The 17,173-nt window shown below is 62.9% G+C and carries 11 protein-coding genes; 2 read left to right on the top strand and 9 right to left on the bottom strand.

Annotated elements, in window-relative coordinates; translation table 11 throughout:
- Window positions 1-258: 258 nt before the first annotated feature.
- The 7 genes from VFG26_RS03105 to VFG26_RS03075 form a co-directional block, all read right to left on the bottom strand.
- Window positions 259-1,431 carry a hypothetical protein gene (locus tag VFG26_RS03105; protein ID WP_325022117.1) on the bottom strand — a complete coding sequence of 391 codons (1,173 nt, stop codon included), beginning with the start codon at window positions 1,429-1,431 and terminating at the stop codon, window positions 259-261.
- A gap of 20 nt (window positions 1,432-1,451) precedes the next feature.
- The gene (locus VFG26_RS03100) at window positions 1,452-2,453 is read right to left on the bottom strand and encodes an alanine racemase (protein ID WP_325022115.1); all 1,002 of its coding nucleotides are present in this window, start codon (window positions 2,451-2,453) and stop codon (window positions 1,452-1,454) included.
- Between the two features lie 242 nt (window positions 2,454-2,695).
- Window positions 2,696-3,262, bottom strand: coding sequence for a hypothetical protein (locus VFG26_RS03095; RefSeq protein WP_325022113.1), 567 nt, complete (start codon window positions 3,260-3,262; stop codon window positions 2,696-2,698).
- A gap of 161 nt (window positions 3,263-3,423) precedes the next feature.
- Window positions 3,424-5,805: a hypothetical protein gene (locus VFG26_RS03090; RefSeq protein WP_325022111.1), complete on the bottom strand. Its 2,382-nt coding sequence runs from the start codon at window positions 5,803-5,805 to the stop codon at window positions 3,424-3,426.
- A 122-nt stretch (window positions 5,806-5,927) separates the two neighbouring features.
- Window positions 5,928-8,390, bottom strand: coding sequence for a transglycosylase domain-containing protein (locus VFG26_RS03085; RefSeq protein ID WP_325022109.1), 2,463 nt, complete (start codon window positions 8,388-8,390; stop codon window positions 5,928-5,930).
- Between the two features lie 724 nt (window positions 8,391-9,114).
- Window positions 9,115-12,483 carry a helicase HerA-like domain-containing protein gene (locus VFG26_RS03080; RefSeq protein WP_325022107.1) on the bottom strand — a complete coding sequence of 1,123 codons (3,369 nt, stop codon included), beginning with the start codon at window positions 12,481-12,483 and terminating at the stop codon, window positions 9,115-9,117.
- A 17-nt stretch (window positions 12,484-12,500) separates the two neighbouring features.
- Entirely contained in the window at window positions 12,501-13,673 is a 1,173-nt protein-coding gene (locus VFG26_RS03075) for a hypothetical protein (protein WP_325022105.1), read from the bottom strand.
- Window positions 13,674-13,980: 307 nt separating this feature from the next.
- Here VFG26_RS03075 and VFG26_RS03070 point away from each other — a divergent pair, with 307 nt between their 5' ends.
- Window positions 13,981-14,202: a hypothetical protein gene (locus VFG26_RS03070; RefSeq protein WP_325022104.1), complete on the top strand. Its 222-nt coding sequence runs from the start codon at window positions 13,981-13,983 to the stop codon at window positions 14,200-14,202.
- 10 nt (window positions 14,203-14,212) lie between these two features.
- Here VFG26_RS03070 and VFG26_RS03065 read toward each other — a convergent pair whose 3' ends face one another.
- Window positions 14,213-14,452: a helix-turn-helix transcriptional regulator gene (locus tag VFG26_RS03065; protein ID WP_325022102.1), complete on the bottom strand. Its 240-nt coding sequence runs from the start codon at window positions 14,450-14,452 to the stop codon at window positions 14,213-14,215.
- A 402-nt stretch (window positions 14,453-14,854) separates the two neighbouring features.
- Between VFG26_RS03065 and VFG26_RS03060 the strand changes: the two genes are divergently transcribed.
- Complete coding sequence (locus tag VFG26_RS03060) at window positions 14,855-15,574, top strand: CAP domain-containing protein (protein ID WP_325022100.1); 720 nt, start codon at window positions 14,855-14,857, stop codon at window positions 15,572-15,574.
- A 135-nt stretch (window positions 15,575-15,709) separates the two neighbouring features.
- Here VFG26_RS03060 and VFG26_RS03055 read toward each other — a convergent pair whose 3' ends face one another.
- The gene (locus VFG26_RS03055; protein ID WP_325022098.1) at window positions 15,710-17,170 is read right to left on the bottom strand and encodes a lipopolysaccharide biosynthesis protein; all 1,461 of its coding nucleotides are present in this window, start codon (window positions 17,168-17,170) and stop codon (window positions 15,710-15,712) included.
- Window positions 17,171-17,173: the final 3 nt, after the last annotated feature.

Genomic DNA, 17,173 nt, shown 5'->3' with positions numbered 1-17,173 from the left:
CGAATTCTTGCCCGCGCTGAAGCTCGCGGCGGACTATCGCTATTCGGCGTCCGGTTCGAAAGCCCATCAGGGGCCAACGGCCGAAGCGCGGCGGCAAATTCCCAATTGCCGCTCGTTGCGCGTTCTTGCGGTCTTTTTCTCCGCTTGCACGTGCAGAGATTAACACGGCGCCAAAAGGCGGGGATAAGTTTTGGGAATTGGGGCGAAAGCCTGTTCAGAGGCCTGCCGGGATGACGGCGGGCTGGAGGGAGCGGCGCGTCAGCGGCTGGCGCGCAAGAGCTTGCTCAGCGTGCCGCGAAGGGGCTTGAGTTTGGAGGGCCGCTTGCGAGATTCGGTGGAGCCGGCGCTTGCCAGCCGGTCGGCGACAGCGCGGATGATTGCGGGATCCGCCACGCGATTGCTTTCCATGTCCGCGAGGATCAGTTCCAGGAACACTTTCTGCCAGTGTGTTTGCAGTGGCATTCGGCTGACGAGTTCCGGCGTCAGGCCCTGCGGGAAGGGCCATGGCTCGGCAATACCGGCGGCGGCAAAATTCAGCTTTGTCAAAATGCACTTCGGGCAAACGCCGCAGTTGTCACCCGTGCGCGGTCCGGCCCAGCAGACCCGCAGGTGGGGAACGAGCGAACGATGCTGGCCGACGTAGCGCGCGCGATCGATGCGGTCATAGGCGCCGCCGTCGGATTCGATCTTCAGGGCGGAGGAGGTGAAGAAACGATCCGTCCAGAAGCTATTGCCCCATACCGGAAAGCAGTTCTGGTAGCTCTCTTCGGTCGCGATCAGCGCCACGTCGTGGGCTTTCGAGAATTGGTGGAGGACCGACACCAATCCAACGCCGAAGGTTTCCTCCCAGTTGCGGACGATCTTGCGCCAGTTGGTCTTCACGGTTACGAGGTCAACGCCGAGATCGGCGCAAATGGCTGAGCCGTGGTGCGCCAGCGTTTCGAAACCCTCGTCAGCGTCGATCGGCATGTCGAACCCGTGGACCATCACGGCGGTTTTGACATTGCGGATCGCGCGGCCCGCATCGCGCTTGACGTGGCGGCTCAACGTGAAGGTGCTATCGACGCCAGCGGAAAATGCCGCCACCGCGTTGGGTGGCCGCGCGTCAACGGGCGGGCGGAAATACTCGCCTTCACTCGTGATCTTGATCCGCTTCTTGAAAATGTCGGGCCGCCAGGAGTGCCAGATCTCCTGGAAGTGATCGAGCCCGTCGAGAAGCAGCGCATCCACTTCGAATTCGGCATGCAGGTCCGTCATGTCGCGCATCGCGAGCGGCAGCATGGCGATGAGCGCGAAGTCGGCGGTGTCGAATTCGGGGGCGGGTGCGCCGTTGCGCGGCGTGATTTCGAAAAACACTTCGGGTAGCTTGCCGTTGCTGCGAATTTCGCGACGGAGGCCGTCGCTTGAAACATGCACTTGCAGTCTCGTCATTATCGTTCCGCTCGATGCGATCAGGAGTAGCGGTAGTGGCGCGTGGCAGCCGAGGTCAGAGACCTCAGCACTTCATGCGGGCTGCAATTCCAGGATGCCGCGATTTCGGCCGTTTCGAGAGATCCGCCGAGAAGAACGACGTCGTCGCCGACTTTGTCGCCGGGCTCTGCCTCAACGAACGCTGACTGCATGCCGACTTCGAGGATTTTGGATTTTCGGCCCTTGATGAGGCACGGTCCTTTGCGCAGCCCGTGCGCATAGCCCGCAAGAATCACGCCGTGACGCGCGCTCGTAAAACCGGAGTAACCGGCGGGCCCACGCGAGTGATGAAGCTCGACGATGGGCGAGGAAATCGTGACGGCATTGCGATACATCGCCAAGCCGGGGCGGACGGCATTGAGCGTTGCTTGCCGATGATCGAGCAGGCTGCTCGCCGCCGCATGCCGCTTCACATCGCGATGCGCGGTCAGCTCGTAGAGCTTCTCGGCATGCGCGAGTTCCGTTGCGTGGGTGAATGCCTCGCGGCAGTCTCCAGCGATCAGCGCTTCGCGGCAATCCTCCGGCGGGCATGCAAAGCGCTGCATGCCTGTGTCGACGCAGAGCGCGGGGCGGGCTTTGCGAAGCTCGCGGGCTTGCGAGGGATTGCACACGGTCGGTGTCAGACGGTGGGCGATGTAATCTTCGGCTTCGGAAAATTCCGGCGGTCCCAGCACCAGCGCGCGTTTGCCCGTGCGAGCGGTGAGGTCCGCGGCGATTGCCTCGCGAGCTTGAAAGACGCAGAAGGCTTCCGCGAGATCCGCAATCGTCTCGGCGACTGCCTCGATGCCGAGTCCGTACGCGTCGGCCTTGACGACGGGGAGCAGGGGAACGCCGCAGCTTTCAGCGATATGCTCAACGTTGCGCCGAATGAGGCCGAGATCGATGATCAACTTCAAATTGGGATTTCTGAATTGCTCGGCCGCAGATCCCGTGCGCGGCGGCTGGGGCAGCCTCAGATCATTCTTTCGCGGGACTACGTTCATTGTGTCGCGCGCCCCAAATGAGTCGTGCTTTACCGTTTCGCCGCGACGCTAGACCGGAAATTCTCGCATTCGCCAGCGGGTGTTTTCTCGAACATGTGGACAAGCGGATAGGTTCGCAGTGAACATTATCCCGCGGCGGTAGCGGCCGTTCACTACCGGAAGCATGGCAACGGATGCAGCAGTGTCATCCTCAGCGAGCCGCCGAGGATGACAAAATGTCAGATGTCTTGAAGATACCGGCCTTAATGGCGCGGGTTCACCGGCAGGGCGTCCTGCTCGGCCGACTGGGCCGCGATGATTTCCGGCGCCACGTTCATGGGTTTCAACGGGCGGCCGCGCACCCAAAGCTTTTCGAATGACGCTGCCGCGAAGAGCGCGGCTCCGGCGTCGTTTGCGTGGTAGAGTTCGAAGGCATCGCGCTTCGTCGGATCGCGGCGAAGGCAATCGCCGATCCACACGAACGTGCCGCCGGCGACGAGCTGCTCGTGCGCGGAGCCGAAGCCCGGGTCGGCGAGAACGCTGAACTCGGCGTGGGGAATGTCGAACAACGCGGCAGCTGCCGGCTCGTCGGAGTTCGTATCGCAGATCAGAACGCGAATGCGCGTGTCGTCCAGACGCCCGTCCGACCAGGCGGCGCAGAGCGCACGCGCGACAGGGCTGTCAGGATTGCGAACGAAAACGGTCAAGCACTTGGGATCAGCACGGCCTTCGGCGCGCGGGGCAAGGCCCTCGGCGATGAAGTCTCTGAGGCGTGCTTCCTTGTCCGTTCGAGCCACCATCATGAGACGCGAAGGCGAAGCGATGCGCATGTAAAAATTTCCTATCTTGAGCCGACAAATTCGGAACTTTCGAATTGCCCCCCGCTGGGCATCCGGCGACCCCATTTAGCCAAGAAGAACGTTAAACAAGCGTTGCTCGTCGGTTCGATTTAAGGCGAACGGCGTTATCCGTTTTTCTGTCCAACTGTTTTTCATTCGGCCGCCGGTGGCGCTATGCGCCGGATAAGTGCCCTATCGTCTTCAGAAAGCTGCATTTCTGGGCCCGCGCCTGCGACCTGTTCACCCACCTCGATGATGCCGTCGCGGTCGGTTTCGAGCGTTTGCCAGCGCCCGTCAAAGCGGTGCATCGCGGCCTCCAGCGAGGGCGGCATGACGGCTTCGCTCACGGGCACCGAAAACGTCGCGGTTTCCCGTTGCAGGGTCACGCTGGCGCGCTGTTCGGTTGATGGGGCATCGCTGCGCGATGGCTGATGGCGCGGCATCGCAACGACTTCGCCCGAGCGGAAATCGGGAAGTGGCGGCGGCACGATCTTCGCGGGATCCAGGGTGTTGCTGTTCGCTGCTTTCACTGTCACGTCCGCTTCCGGATCGGGCTTCGGCGGCGCCCGGCGCACGCGCGGGGCCTGCGGCGGCGCGTTCGTGCCGGGCCGATAGACTTTCGCATAGGGGCCGAAGCGGGCTGAGTGCTCGGGGTCGGGATCGATCGCGAGGATCGGGGACGGCGTTCGGAGCGGCTGGTCTAATGCCGGGGCGGGTGGCGGCTCATCGCGGTCATCGGCCGGTGAGGGCGGCGCCGGTTCGCGCGCGACTGTTTCGGCGTTTTGCATGACTGGCGCTGCTTCGCGTGCAATCGCGGCTCTGCCCGGCGTCTCGCTTCTTTCCGCGCGGCGTGCGGCGCCCATCACGGCGCCGAGGATGATGTCGGACCAGGCGCCGTTCGCAAACTTGTAGACGCGGAAGGATTCCGAATTTGCGAACTTCGAGCCCTGGCGTTTCAGGCGCTTCTGGATGCTGCTCGTAATGGGCAGCATCGTGCGCTTGAATATTTTCTCTTTCTCGAAGCTCGCGAAGAGATTGGCGAGAAGCTGGGCCTCTACGCGCAAGCTCTCGCGTTCGGCCGGGTTCATGCGCGGCGGCGCGTCGAGCGGCACGGCGACGTAGTAGTCGCCGTTCATGTCGAACACGACGTGCCGGAACAGCTCGAAGTTTTCGCGGATCTGCTTGTCGCGATGGATGTCGTTGAAGCGTGACAGGATCTCGATCACCGGGCCGCGCTCGGCGGCCTGCATTTTTGGCACAAGGCCGTCGAGCCGGCTGCCGGAGCGTTGACCCATCGAGACGAGAAAGAGGCAGATATCGACGAAGAGCGCGACGGCGAGGGGAACATAGTCGCGCTTTGAAAGGCCGGCCGTTTGATCCGCCGCTGCGCGCGTGCCGGCGTCCGGATTTTCAATCGACTGGACGGCCTTCTTCTGCAACTCGCGCAGCTCGTCCGCCGATGGCGGCATCTTGAACGCCAGCAATCCGTAGAATGTCGTGGTCAGGCGGCGGAAGGCTTCAATGGTTGCTTCCGAGCCTTCGACGGCGGCGATCTCGGGTTTCTGCAACTCGGGCAGCTGATCGATCGCTTTGGCGACGCCGCGCAGCGCCATCTGCAACTGAGGATCGGGGCAGGAGATTGCGCCGCCGTTGCGGCCTTCGCCGAATGTGGTCCGCTCGGCGCGGTCGGCGAGGTCGGTGCGGATCTGGCGAAGCTGCGGGTCGGTGCGGAAGGCGTTGAAGCCGGTGACGGTCAAATCGAGCTTGCGGCCGAGCGCGCGCATGAACTCATTGCGCGTGCCGGTCTTGGGATCGAAGGTCGAGGCGTCGGCGGAGACGATTTTTTGTAGGTCGCCGTTCAGCGCCTGCATGTCGCCTTTGACGGCGCCGATGCGGCCTTTGACGAATTCGGAGGCGAAGGCGAAGCGCTGCGCATCGTCCTCGCGCATCTTGCGGCGCGGACCGTCGCCCGGTTTCGAATTCGGGCAGGACGTTCCCTTCGCGCGTTCGAGTTCGGCCTTGTCGTTCGAGACTTGCGTCAACTGCATCAGCGTTGCCTGCAATTGCTCCAGGCGCGTTTCGGCGCCGTGCAGGGAGTTCTGCACCTGAGAGACGGCACTCTCGGCCGAGCGAGAGGCTTCGCCGCGGCTTTCGAGAACCTTCCAGTAAAAGCCAAAGCCGAAGCCGATCGAGATCAGCGACAGGAACACGTAGCCCGCCGCGTAGAAGAGTTTTGTCGTGAAGGGTTGCGGGCGGAAGAGCTGGTCAAGCAGCCAGACGATCATCGTCATCAGCATCGCGACCGAGAAGCCGACGATGATGCGATGGACGAGCGGCAGGTCGCCCATGTTGGCTTCGATCAGCTCGAGCATGCCGACGTAGGTCGCGACCCACGAAAGGATACCGAGGCCGATGACGAGGATGAGGCGCTTCCAGTCGCGAGGGGTCTTATGCGACGCATCCTCGGTGCGCGCATCGGCGTAAAGGCGCATCGATCCCGTCCCGCGCCCGAACTCAGGACCTTCCAAGTTCATTGCCGCCAACCCATCCCATGTGAGAGGCAGGAGACTGTGCGCGCAGTCGGCGTTTTTGATGTCGCAACTGCGGCTCGCCGATGTTCGACTGCTGGCGGATTTTCAGCGCGCCGATGAACGCGTCATTCAGAATTGCTCGCCGCCAGTTGCGGAGATTTGCGAAGGCCGGCGACCGGAGCGGTCTTGCGCGGGGCGGGCAGCAGATCGCGGCGCGGGTTCGATTTCGCGTGGCCGGCGAGATCGCGCAGGAGCACTTCGAGGAGGGGCGCTGCGATTTGCGCGGCGTGGAGATCGCGCGCCCATGGCTTCGATGCCGTGCCGGTGCCGACGAGCACGACGTAGGAATAGGCCGCGCCGTTTGCGAATTGCAGCCCACCGGATGCCCAGGCATCAACGGTGGCATTCGGGTCGAGCGCGACGGAGGTTCCGGTCTTGGCGAAATGGAGCCGCAGGTCGCCGCGGCGGCGGGCGCACCAGTGGCTGAGAGTTTTCAGCGTGCCGTAGGATTGGCCGCCCGCCTGATAGCAAAGTGGGGATTCGAGCAGCGAACGGATGAGCCAGACGGAGTTCGGCCGGATGAGCGACTTCGGAATAACGGCCGGGCGTGCCTCGGCCATGATCCCGGCGCCGTGTTCGCCCCTCTGCGTGTAGTCGTAGGCTCTGATCAGCGTCGGCGGTTTGACGGGCTTGGTGCCGCGTCCGATCAGCGAGGCGAGGATGACGCTCGACATGAAGTGCACGCGCTGCGGCGCGCCTGCGATCTGTCCGAGCACGACGGCGGTCGAGGGCGGCGTTCCGCCGGTTGCTGCGGCGGCGGGCGGCATCGTGAAGCCGAAGCCGTCGATCAGCCGCTTGACCGGCGCCTGTCCCAGCTGCGCGCCGCGATTGATGAGCGGGGTGTTGAGCGAGCAGGCGAAGGCGACGACGGCCCTGCGATGTCCGGGGCTTGCTCCCCTGGCGCAGGTGTCGAGGCCCTGTGCGGGTGCTTGCGGATCGGCATAGAGCGTATCGGCCGTGTCGCGTCCCTGATTGGCGAGCGCGACGGCCAGGATCATTTTGCCGGTTGATGCGACCTGCCGGCTTTCGAGCGCGGGATCGTAGCGGCCATCCTCAGAGCGGCGCGCGGGGAGCGAGCCGAAGTAGGCCGCGGTTTCGCCGGCCTCGTAGTAGCGCACGATATTGCCGCCGGCGTCAGCTGCCACGACGATGACGTTGGGCAGCGTCTTCTCGGACGTCGCTTTTTTCGGATCGAGCGTGAAGGCCGTGTCGAGGCGCGGAGCCCATTTCGTATCGAGAGCCGTGAGTTCCGCATCGATCTTTTCGCGGAAGCTCAGGTTCTCGCCGATGTCGAATGTCGTCGTGACGCCGCGCACGTAGTCGCGCCAGCTGAAGCCGTAGCTCTGTTTCATTTCCTCACGGATGCCAAAGCGGGCGGCGGGGAGGAGCAGGTTGGCGCGGATCGTGGGGTTGGCCTCGGCGCGTTTCACGTCGCCCGGCGCGAAGCGTTCGAGGGCTGCTTCGAGCCGCGGCTTCACCTTGGGATCGGGCGGGCCACCGGCGAGCGCCATCAGCTCGAACACGACCTGCTTCTGCTCGGCTTCATCCGTGAGCAGTTTCTCGGCGCAGGTGCGCGCGCGCACTTCGGTGATGTAGCGCCAGCGGTCGAGGCGCACGGCGTTTAGCCGGTCGTTGCCTTCGAGCAAGATGATCGGCTTGTTGACGGCGGAGGCGAGGACGAATTGCTCGGCGGTCGAGAGGTCCTTGGCTTCCTTGCCGAAGACGACCTGGCTCGTCACCTCGACGCCGTGCAGCGGCTGGCCACCGGTGCGCTGCGCGAGCCAGATGTGGTTGGCCGCCCATTGCTTCAGAAGCGTATCGTCGCCGCCGCGCGTCAGCTCGCGATAGATGACGGGGGCGAGCCACCATTCGCCGAGCTTGCGCTGGAGTTTTTCAAGCCCGCTTTCGCCGAGGCTCGGCGGCGTCTTGTAAATCACGCGCGCGAACTGCATCGGCAGTGTCGAGCCGCCGACGCCGAGGACAGGCCGGCGCGCCGCTATCGAGCGCGTCACCGTCGTCAGCGGGATTTTCATGACGCCCGCGAGATCGATGCCGAACGGATTGAGCGGGCCGCCGAGGTAGCGATCCTCATGGAAGGAGAGGCAGCGCCAATACTGTTCCGGCACTTCGCGGACGGGAATGGATTTGTGGTCGGGGTTCGCTACGTAGCCGCCATGCGCGATCGCCGTGTTCGTGTAGTTCACGTCGCGCAGGCTATCGAGGCGCGGATCGAAGGTGCCGACGAAGTTGCCTTTGGGATCGTAGATGGCGGTCGCGAGCCAGCGCTCGGCGTCGTAGCCGAGCTTCTCGTGCATCGCGAGGTCGCCCAGATAGCCGCGGATGGGCGCTGCGACGTAGACCAAGAGGAGAGCGAAGAGGACATAGAGAAAGGCGGCGGTGAAGACGTGGCGCAATGGCCCGAGCTTCGGATTGAAAGCCACGCTCATCATCAGCCAGCGCAGCACTGTGCGCGGCAGCCAGAGAATAAATTCCGCGAGAGCCGTCAGATGCCGCAGGAGACGTAACATCGCTGTCGCAAAGCCGCGCTATTGCCGTCGCCGGGATGGGCGGCGGCAGAGCACTTGGCTTTAATTGGGCTTTGCGGCACCAACCCAGCGAAGGCTGGGCAGCTTCATTTCCGAGATATGGCAAATATGCGGCGCGCGCAGCCTATCGTTGCCGCCCGCGCTAATGCAGCCTCAGACTCTCAGCGAAAAGCAGGAGAGTTCTGAATACTCAGAAATTGTTCACTAGGATGAAAAGTCCGATGCCGATTGCAGGCCCCATGAGCGTTGCAACGACCATCATGACGAACGGTTTCGCCATCATAACACTTACCCCGCACTGAACTCTGGCGTTCACTCCACGATTTACGCGCGGCCCTTAGACGACGTTACGACCGAACTTTGCCCTCTCGGTGTCACGCCCTATTCCGCTAAATGGAGCCGCCCCCAATCAGCGCCGCCGGTTTTATGAAACCCCTCACCAGCTGCACGCAGAATATATCCTTGCTGTAAAAGTTGACAGAGGTTGCAAGACGTTTGCGCGTTAAGGCGTAGAAACCGGATCACACGCAAATTGCTTTTGCAACCCTAATAAATATGACCTTTTCACGAAAATGGAAAAACGGAAAAATCATCAGTTTTTCCGATGCTTATGCGTTCAGAATAATTTCCGTATTGCGCGCGTCGTTGCAACTGGCGGCGCCGCACCATCACGAAATATGTCGTGATTTGAAATCAGATTTGAAGTTCAGCGGGTATCGAAAAGGCGAAGCTGGCGCTCGTCCGTGCCTCTGGTTTCAGCAGCCAGCTGCTCGATGCGGTCGAAGGGGACCTGCTCGGCGGCGATGAGAGAACGCTGCGCCTTCATCGGCCGGACTAGCCCTTCCTGAACCAGATGGAATTCGCCCACGGTCTGGCCGGGCAGGGCGGACGCCGGGTCGAGGCCCGACTCCGACTGGAAGGCCGCCTTCAGCTTTCTGAGGGCCGTGTCTTCGCGGACGCGGCCGATGAACCAGCTCGTGATCTGATCGCGGCTCTTATAGTCGAGGTCGCCCGGCGACTGGGTGGCCAGCATCATGCCGAGGCCGGCAGAGCGGGCGCGCTTCAGAAGGCTCTGCAGCGGCTCGGCGGTCGCGGGCTTGGCGTTGGCCGGAATATAGAGGTCGGCTTCGTCGAACATGACGACGGCCTGGAGTTCGTCGTTCGGGTTGCGCTGGCAGAAGCGCAGCGCTTCCGAGAGGAACTGCGAGACCCAGAAGAGGATGTTCTCGTTGTCGCCGAGGAAGCCCGTGTAGATGACGGACAGGCGCGTGCGGTTCGGGCGCTGGTACTTGCCGAGGCCGAGCAGGCTGTCCATGTGCAGGCTCTCGCCGCCGCCTTCGAAGAGAGCGGCGTTGCGCAGGCGGAGCGAGTCGAGCTGGGCCACGAGATCGCGGCGCAGCTTGCCCGAGGGGTCCATGCGCTGCGTCTGGTCGGTGAGTTCCGGATGCTCGTCTTCCAGAAGATGGATGAGATCGGCGAGCGTCACCTCGTTCGTCGAGAGCGATCCTAAGATGCGCAGCGCGACCGCTAGGACGCCCGACTGCTTCTGGTGCGTCGCGGAGTTCTTCAGGTGAAGCATTTCGCCGAGCGCGGCGGCCGACAGGTTCGCGAGCAGCTGCTGCTCGTGATCGGGCAGTTCGTTGATGCCGTTGGGCAGCAGCGTGATCGAGATCGGGCGGCCCGAGGCGCGGCCCGGCGTATAGACGGCGACGTCGATGGCGTCGGCGAGCTTTTCGCGTTCGGCGCGGCGCTCTGCCGACTCGTTCTCGTCCGAACGCCAGACATCCGGATTGGCGTAGCTTGCAAGGTCGCCCTTACGGTCGATGAGCACGGCCGGGACGCCGCGCAGCAGCAGCTGCTCGATGAGCGATAGCGCCAGCGTCGTCTTACCAGAGCCCGAACCACCGAGGAACGCCGCGTGTCTCTTCAGTACGCTCTTGTTCAGCGTCACGGGACGGCCGCGATTGCCCTTTTCGCCGCCGGCCAAAATGCTGGCGCCGTAGCTGCCGTCTTCGTCGAGGATGACGGACATCGGCAGGTCGTCGTCGTTCGCGGGCAGACCGTTCTCGCCGTCGTCCGGTCCACCGTGCGCTTGATCGGGCGAGATCGCATCGAAGCCATCGAGCGTCGGCTGCGGAACGTCCATATTCTTCGAGACGAGGCGCGGCACGGGACGGCCGAGGAGGTCGAGGCGCAACAGGTGAATGATCGAGATGAGGCTCGACAGCGGCTTGGTGCCTTCGAGCCATTGCGCCATGCCCGCATTGCCGCGGTTATGCGCGGTGAACTCGCGCACAGTCATCATGCGTTCCCACTCGGGGATCGGCACGAGCAGCTGGCGGCCACCGCCGTCGCGGAATTTGCGGAAGGCTTGTGCGGTCTGGTTCTTCTTGTTCGGCGGGAAGTCGCTCGCGCGCAGCATGAAGCAGGGCTTGCCCTGCATTGCCGTCAGAACTTTATCGAGCTGCCGCTTCAGGCCGCCACCCTGGGTCGGGCGATTGCAGAGGAAGACGCGCACGTCGCTCGCAAAGCCGGTGCGGTGGCGCACGGTCAGGTCGAACGCCGGCAGGTCGTCGCCGAGCTCGAGACGCTTCACGGTCACGTCGATGGCGCGGGCCCACTCGTCGCGGGCGAGCAGAAGCGCGGCTGAGAGCACGTCGACCAGTTCTTGATCGTCGGCGGGCATCTCGGCTTCGCTGGCGTTGGCGAAGCGCTCCCACATCTCGCGGAACTGCACGGCCGACAGGGTCGAGGGACTGTCGTCTTCGGGTGTGCTGAAGCCCACGACCTGGCCGAGCGCCTGGGCCAGCGTCGAAATGAACGAGGGCCGTTCTGGTTCGGGCTCCGGCTCGTGCTCGTCGCCGTCCATCGAGGTTGCTTCGCGCAGCCGCGATTGCGCGTGCTCCAGGAGGCGGCGCGTCGAGAGCCCACCGAATTCCTCGAAGAACTGCGGCCCGAAAAATGCCGAGGCGTCCGGGAAGCTCAAGCCGCCGCCGTTGATCTCGGACTGGTGCGCGATGCGCTTCGAAATGATGAGGCGCGCTTCTTCGGGCGTGCGGCTCTCGCGCAAAAGCACGGGGCCGGATTTTTCGATGCGATCGATGTAGGACTGCGCGACGAGGCCGCGCACCTGACTATAGAAGTCTTCGAGGCACGAGATGATGACGATGGCATTCGTCAGGCGGTTGGCGATCTGGATGAGATCGCGCACGGCCCGCTGGAAGCGATCTTCGGCGTTGTCGAAGAAGCGAAGGTCTTCGACCTGGTCGATGCAGAAGACGAGGGCGGCGCGATCGACCGTCCAGATGAGCGCACCGAGCGCGGCGATGATTTCGAAGGCCCGGTCTTCGCCGTCGTTGGGATCGAGCGCGCTGACGGCTTCATGCGCGATCGGCGTCAGCTGACGGCCATTCAGATATTGGCGCACGCGCTGGTCGATGCGCGGATCGTGGCGCTGCAGATAAAGGAGCGCGCGCACGATGTTGATGTCGAGTTCGCGCGTCTGAAACTTGTCGCAGGCGACGATTTGGTCGGCCAGGCGAAGAATGAATTCGGCGAGCTGTCTGTCGTCGAGCGTTGCATCGCGAAGCTTTTCGAGATCCGCTTCCGAGATGACCTCGGAGTCCAGTACCATGCGGTTCGTCAGGCGCGACAGCGCGGACTCGCCGAAGCGATCGGGATCGTAGGGTTTCTCGAGCGAGTGGACGAGACGGCGGAGATAGAACTCGGCGTAGTTCTGCACGTCCGGCGTCATCTGCGCGTAGCCGAAATAGCTCTGGCCGCTGCGATGGGATTCGGTGCGCAAAGCCCGCAGAAGATGGGTTTTTCCCGCGCCCGACTGGCCGTGGAACAGCAGGATGCGGTCGGGCATGTGGTAGCCACGGCCGGACGTAACGTTCGTCAGAAGGTCGTTGAATTTCCGGCGCGCTTTCGCGTGGATCTCGGGCACGTCGACGGGGTCGGCGCGCCAGAGATCGTCTTCCCAGGTAATCGAATGCTCGAACGCTTCGCTCAGCTTGTCTGTAGCGAGCGAGGGAGCAAACGTCGGCTTTAGGGAAGCGCCTTCAACACCCATTGCGTACCGGAATGCCTTCAATCTTGAACGCGCACAAAGTGCCAGACGGTATTTTTATAGAGGATCTTGGAGTCCTCGAGCGATCTGAGGTCGCGACCGTCTTTGAGATCAGCGGTCGCGAGTTCGAGCTGACCTGAACGGTGGGCTTCCGCGAGCATTCCCTTGAACGCAATCTCGGATAGACCCCAGTCGGGACGCGCGTTGCGAATCGCCTTCCATACCAGAGAGATAAACGCCTTCCGGTTGCCTGGCCAGCCCTCCGCGACGGGCCGTGCCGCATCCACAACAGCCTGACAGAATTCGGGCATGTCCGGAGGGGACACAACATCGAAGAGGGACGGCTGTTTCTCCGAAAGCGGCGTGCGATCGTTCGCGGGTTTCGGTGTGGACGTGCGCACGGGCCGCCGCTGCACTTCGGCGCGCGCGGGTGAGGTGGGCTGGGGAGCGCTCTCATCTCTAGGTAGCATGAGCGCGCGCAGCAGTGCGAGTTCGAGTGCGGGAAGAGAGGCTTCGCGGCAACCTGTGATTTCGCAGGCGAGCCCGATGACGAGTTTGCCGTCGCTCGCGATTTCGCGCGGCTGCTTGAAGAGCTGACCGGCAAGCAGCCGTCCCGCTTTGGCGGGGAGACCCGAACCTTTGCCGAGGCCCGTCTTGATCTTGTTTCCGAAGGCCCGTTCCAGAGCGATGATGGCGAGCTGAGCTCTCAGATCCGCAGGCGAGAGGACGCGCGAGGTCGGCTTGCCGAAATGATGCTGCAACACGAGAGCTGCGAGGCCCTCGGCGCGCTGTATCGCTTTGCGGGTGCCGGGCGTGTCACTGGCGCCAAGGGAGGCGAGGACGAGAGCGGTTTTCACCTCGGCCCAAGTTTCCGGAAAAACGCGGGCCGGGGCCAGCAGGGCTTCGGCGGCATTGAGGCCCTTCGCGGTTGCGCTCAGCCGGCCCTTGGCCTCGGTGATGAGCTGAGACGTGCTCAGCGTGCTCAGGCCGAATTCGGCGGCGCGGCGGAATTCGGTGCCGGAGACCCGGGGCGCCAAGAGAGGCGCGACGTCGCGTTGAAGATCGGCGCGCGTCGCCCCGCCGATTGCGATCCGCAAAAGCAAGAGATCGCTGACACCGAGATTATTGGCCAAGCCGGCTGCGGCTGTGCGCTCCCGTCTTTCAATGGCTGATTGTTCGATGGCTGCAGTCATCGAAGGAGTCTCTCCTGGCGCGAATCATATGCGCGGTCTCGACAACTTCGATGATTGTGCGAACTCTTCCAAGAAAAGTTCGTTTGACACCCACAGGGGATAAGGAGCTGCGGGATCTCCGGCAGTCGGCCCGTGGATGTCCTGAGAAGCACTTAATCGGATAGTAAAGGTGCTTCTCACCCCGGGCAGTTTATGATTTTTTTTGTCCAGAAATGGTCACGCGATGCTTTCGAGCTTACATGGGTGCTCATTCTGATTTTAAGGGGGCACGAGTAAAGGCCCGTCCACCGGCAAATGAAGGCGTTACATGTGGAATCGATTTCTTCGCCATGTGCTGCGGGCGAGCGACAAGTCGGAGCCCATTTTGCTCCAGCGGCCCGACGATCTCAGCGGCAATTTGTTTGAGGCCCACGACGCGCTGATGAAGGCTTTGGATGCTGCTTGGGCGATGGAGGACCCTCAGCTTTATGACGAGGTCTACCAACTCGTGCGCCGATTGGCGGTGCTGATCGACAAAAACGGGCGATGACTTCGGCAGTCTATTCACTCTTCAGCACGGACAGAAGTTCGGCCAGTTCGACGCCGAGACGCCGAGCAATTGCCAATGTCTCAGCCGCACTGAACCGGCGCAGGCCCTGTTCTCCCATCGCATAGTCCGAAACCGGAATCTTTGCGGCTTGAGCCAGCACATCCAACGACAGACCTGAGGTCTCCCTGAGCTGCCGGATGCGGCCGCCGAGGATCTCGTCGATGCTCTTTTGCGGCCCAAGTACGCCCATTGGAGGTTCTCCGCCGAAATCCAGGTCGATCTGTTGTCCCCCGCCCTCAAGATGAGATTTTGTGGCCGAAAATAAGATGGCGCGACGCGACCTTATGGGAGGGAAGCGGCTTTCGAGGCTGAGCACGAGGACAGTGTCTGAAGCGGATGCTCTATAGCCGATATTCCGTGTGCGTCCATGTCCTAAGTTCGGCGATACATTGAAACTCAACGGGTGCGTCAGCCTTTCGCCGCGCCTTCGTCAAAATCGCGACACCTTATTGAGGCGATTATCAAGCCTTGGGGCAGGGTTGCGAGTTCGCGAGGGGTCCAGGGTTATGAGTGGCTCTGATAGAGCGCATATGCGTGAGCGCGCGAGCGTGCTGACTATTTACGTTAACGACCAGTTAACGGATTTCCGGCAATGCTGAAGACAGCCGCACGTCTCGTGCCGGGAGTAGCCAAAATGTATCGCGTAGCGCTTACTGCCGGACTGGCGACCGCGTTAGCTGGTTGCAGTCTGGGATCATCATCTCTTTCGTCCGGATTTACGGATACGGACACGACGGCATCGCTTGCCTCGTCGCCTTCGCCGTCTCCGGCGTTCTCCTCACCCATCAAAAGCGTGGGTCTTGGTGGCGAGCCTTCAGCGCCGCGCGAAGTGAAAGTCGCCGCGCTCGACAAGGCTCCGTCGGGTACGTTCGAGAGAGCGCCGCCTGGCGTTCTTTCCGATCGCGACTATTCCAAAACAGCTCTCAATGCGGAGATGGCGCGCGATCTCATCAACGACTACCGCAAGAAACATGGTCTGAAGCCTCTGAAGCTCAACCCCGAGCTGACGGAAGCCGCGAAATCCCATTCGCGCGACCTCGCCAAGTGGGATCGCATTTCTCACTACGGCTCGGATGGCTCGAACCCGTGGGATCGCGTGAAGCGCGCTGGCTATCGTGCCCGCCTCACGGCCGAGAACGTCGGCACGGGGCAGGTCAGCTTCAAGGAAGTGCTGAAGGGCTGGGAAGAGAGCCCGGGGCATAACAAGAATCTTCTGGCGCCTGACGCTCAGCACATGGGCATCGCGCTGGTCCAGGATCCCAAGACGGAATTCAAGTCGTTCTGGACACTCGTCGTCGGCGCGCCGATGTAGAAATTGCCCCAATCGCGAAATTCGAAAAGTGCAAATGGCTCCGCTCAAACGGGGCCATTTTTGATTGACGTTGGCGACTGTTTTTGATTGGCGCTTGCGACTCCGCTGCGCGGAGCCGGCCGCAAGCGCCGGTACTTAGAGTTTCGGCCAGTTGTTCCAGACCGGCATTTTGATGCCGAGGCGGCGCCATACGACGATGGCGTTCAGCGATGCGGCCGTCATCAGCGAGAGCGCGGTTGCGACTGCCGCGCCGATCATTCCGAAGTTCGGTACCAACGCAACGTTGAGGCCGATGTTGAGCATCGCTGCGGAGAAGAGCACGGCGGCGCAGAGGCGCTGTTCCCCGAGCATGTTCAGCAGGAACTCCGCGGGTCCAACGGCCGAGCGGAAGAGGAAGCCGACGACGAGAATGAACATCACCGGATAGCCGGCGCTGAAGCCCGGGCCAAAGAGCGATAGCAGCGGCATTCCGAGTGCGAGAATGGCGATCGCTCCGGCCAGCGAAGGCCAGAAGGTCCAGTTGACGCTATCGCGCGCGAATGTGCGCAGACCCTCGTGATCGCCGCGGGCATGGCAGGCCGCGAACTTGTGGGCGACGGCGCTGCCCACCGCGTAGTGCACGAACATGATCAGCGCCATCGTCTTGCCGGCCGCGAAATAGATGCCGACGTCGGCGGGCGCCATGAAGCGCGACACGACGAGGATGTCGGTATTCTGAAGCAGCAGCTCGGCGGTCAGAATGACGAGCAGGGGAGCGGAGATCGTGAGCCAGGCGCGGAAGCCGGTCTCGGGTCTGGCTGGCGGGATGGTCTCCCGGACACGCCGGTTGATGGCGAGCGCCTGCAGCAGTCCAGCTAGCCACGTCGCCACGATCGCGCCGCCTGCAGCCGTCGCGGCATTCATTGGCAGCCCGGCTGCGTGGGCTGCAAACATGCTGGCGAGCAGCAGGAGCGGGCGAACGATATAGGGCGGCACGAGCGCGACGCTCATCCAGCCGTTGCCGCGGCCGATGCCGTCCTGGACGTCTGTCAGCGCGTAGAGCGGGATGCAGATGAGCGCCAGGTAAAGGGGCAGGACAAAGTTCTGCTCGATGCGATCGCTCAGGAGCCAGATGCCCGCCAAGCCTACCAGCATGACCGCGGTGCCGCTTCCGAGCGCCAACAGCCTCACGCCTCGGATCAGCCCGCGGAGATGGCCGAAGTCCTTCGTCTCCCGGTATGACGGGGCCAAGCGGATGGAGGCCAAGTTGAGCCCCAGGTGAGACATCGCGCCGAGGATCAGGACCCAGGTCCAGACCGCCACGTAGATGCCGTACTGCGATCCGCCCATCCAGCGGGCGAGCACGACCTGGGTCAGATAGAGAAGGCCGGCGCTCAAGACGCGAACGGCGAAGGCCAGGATCGCGTCGCGCTGGGTGCGCTCGCGCTCGCCGTCAGAGGCGAGAAGCTCTCCTGCCTGCCGGTAGATTTCCAGGGCCGCTGTTCGCGTGATTGCGAGAGGCGTGCGGGAAGCGGGTGGGCCCATTGCGGCCGCACCTTCCCCGTTGCGCGCGCCAGCTTGGGCCGGGCAAAGCTTCTCCGCTGTCGCGCTCTTCACGTT

This window comes from Hyphomicrobium sp., from assembly GCF_035687085.1.
In the GTDB taxonomy this organism is placed as follows: Bacteria; Pseudomonadota; Alphaproteobacteria; order Rhizobiales; family Hyphomicrobiaceae; genus Hyphomicrobium_B.
Note: the sequence above shows the minus strand (reverse complement) of the source record. Positions and strands in the feature narration are given on the sequence as shown.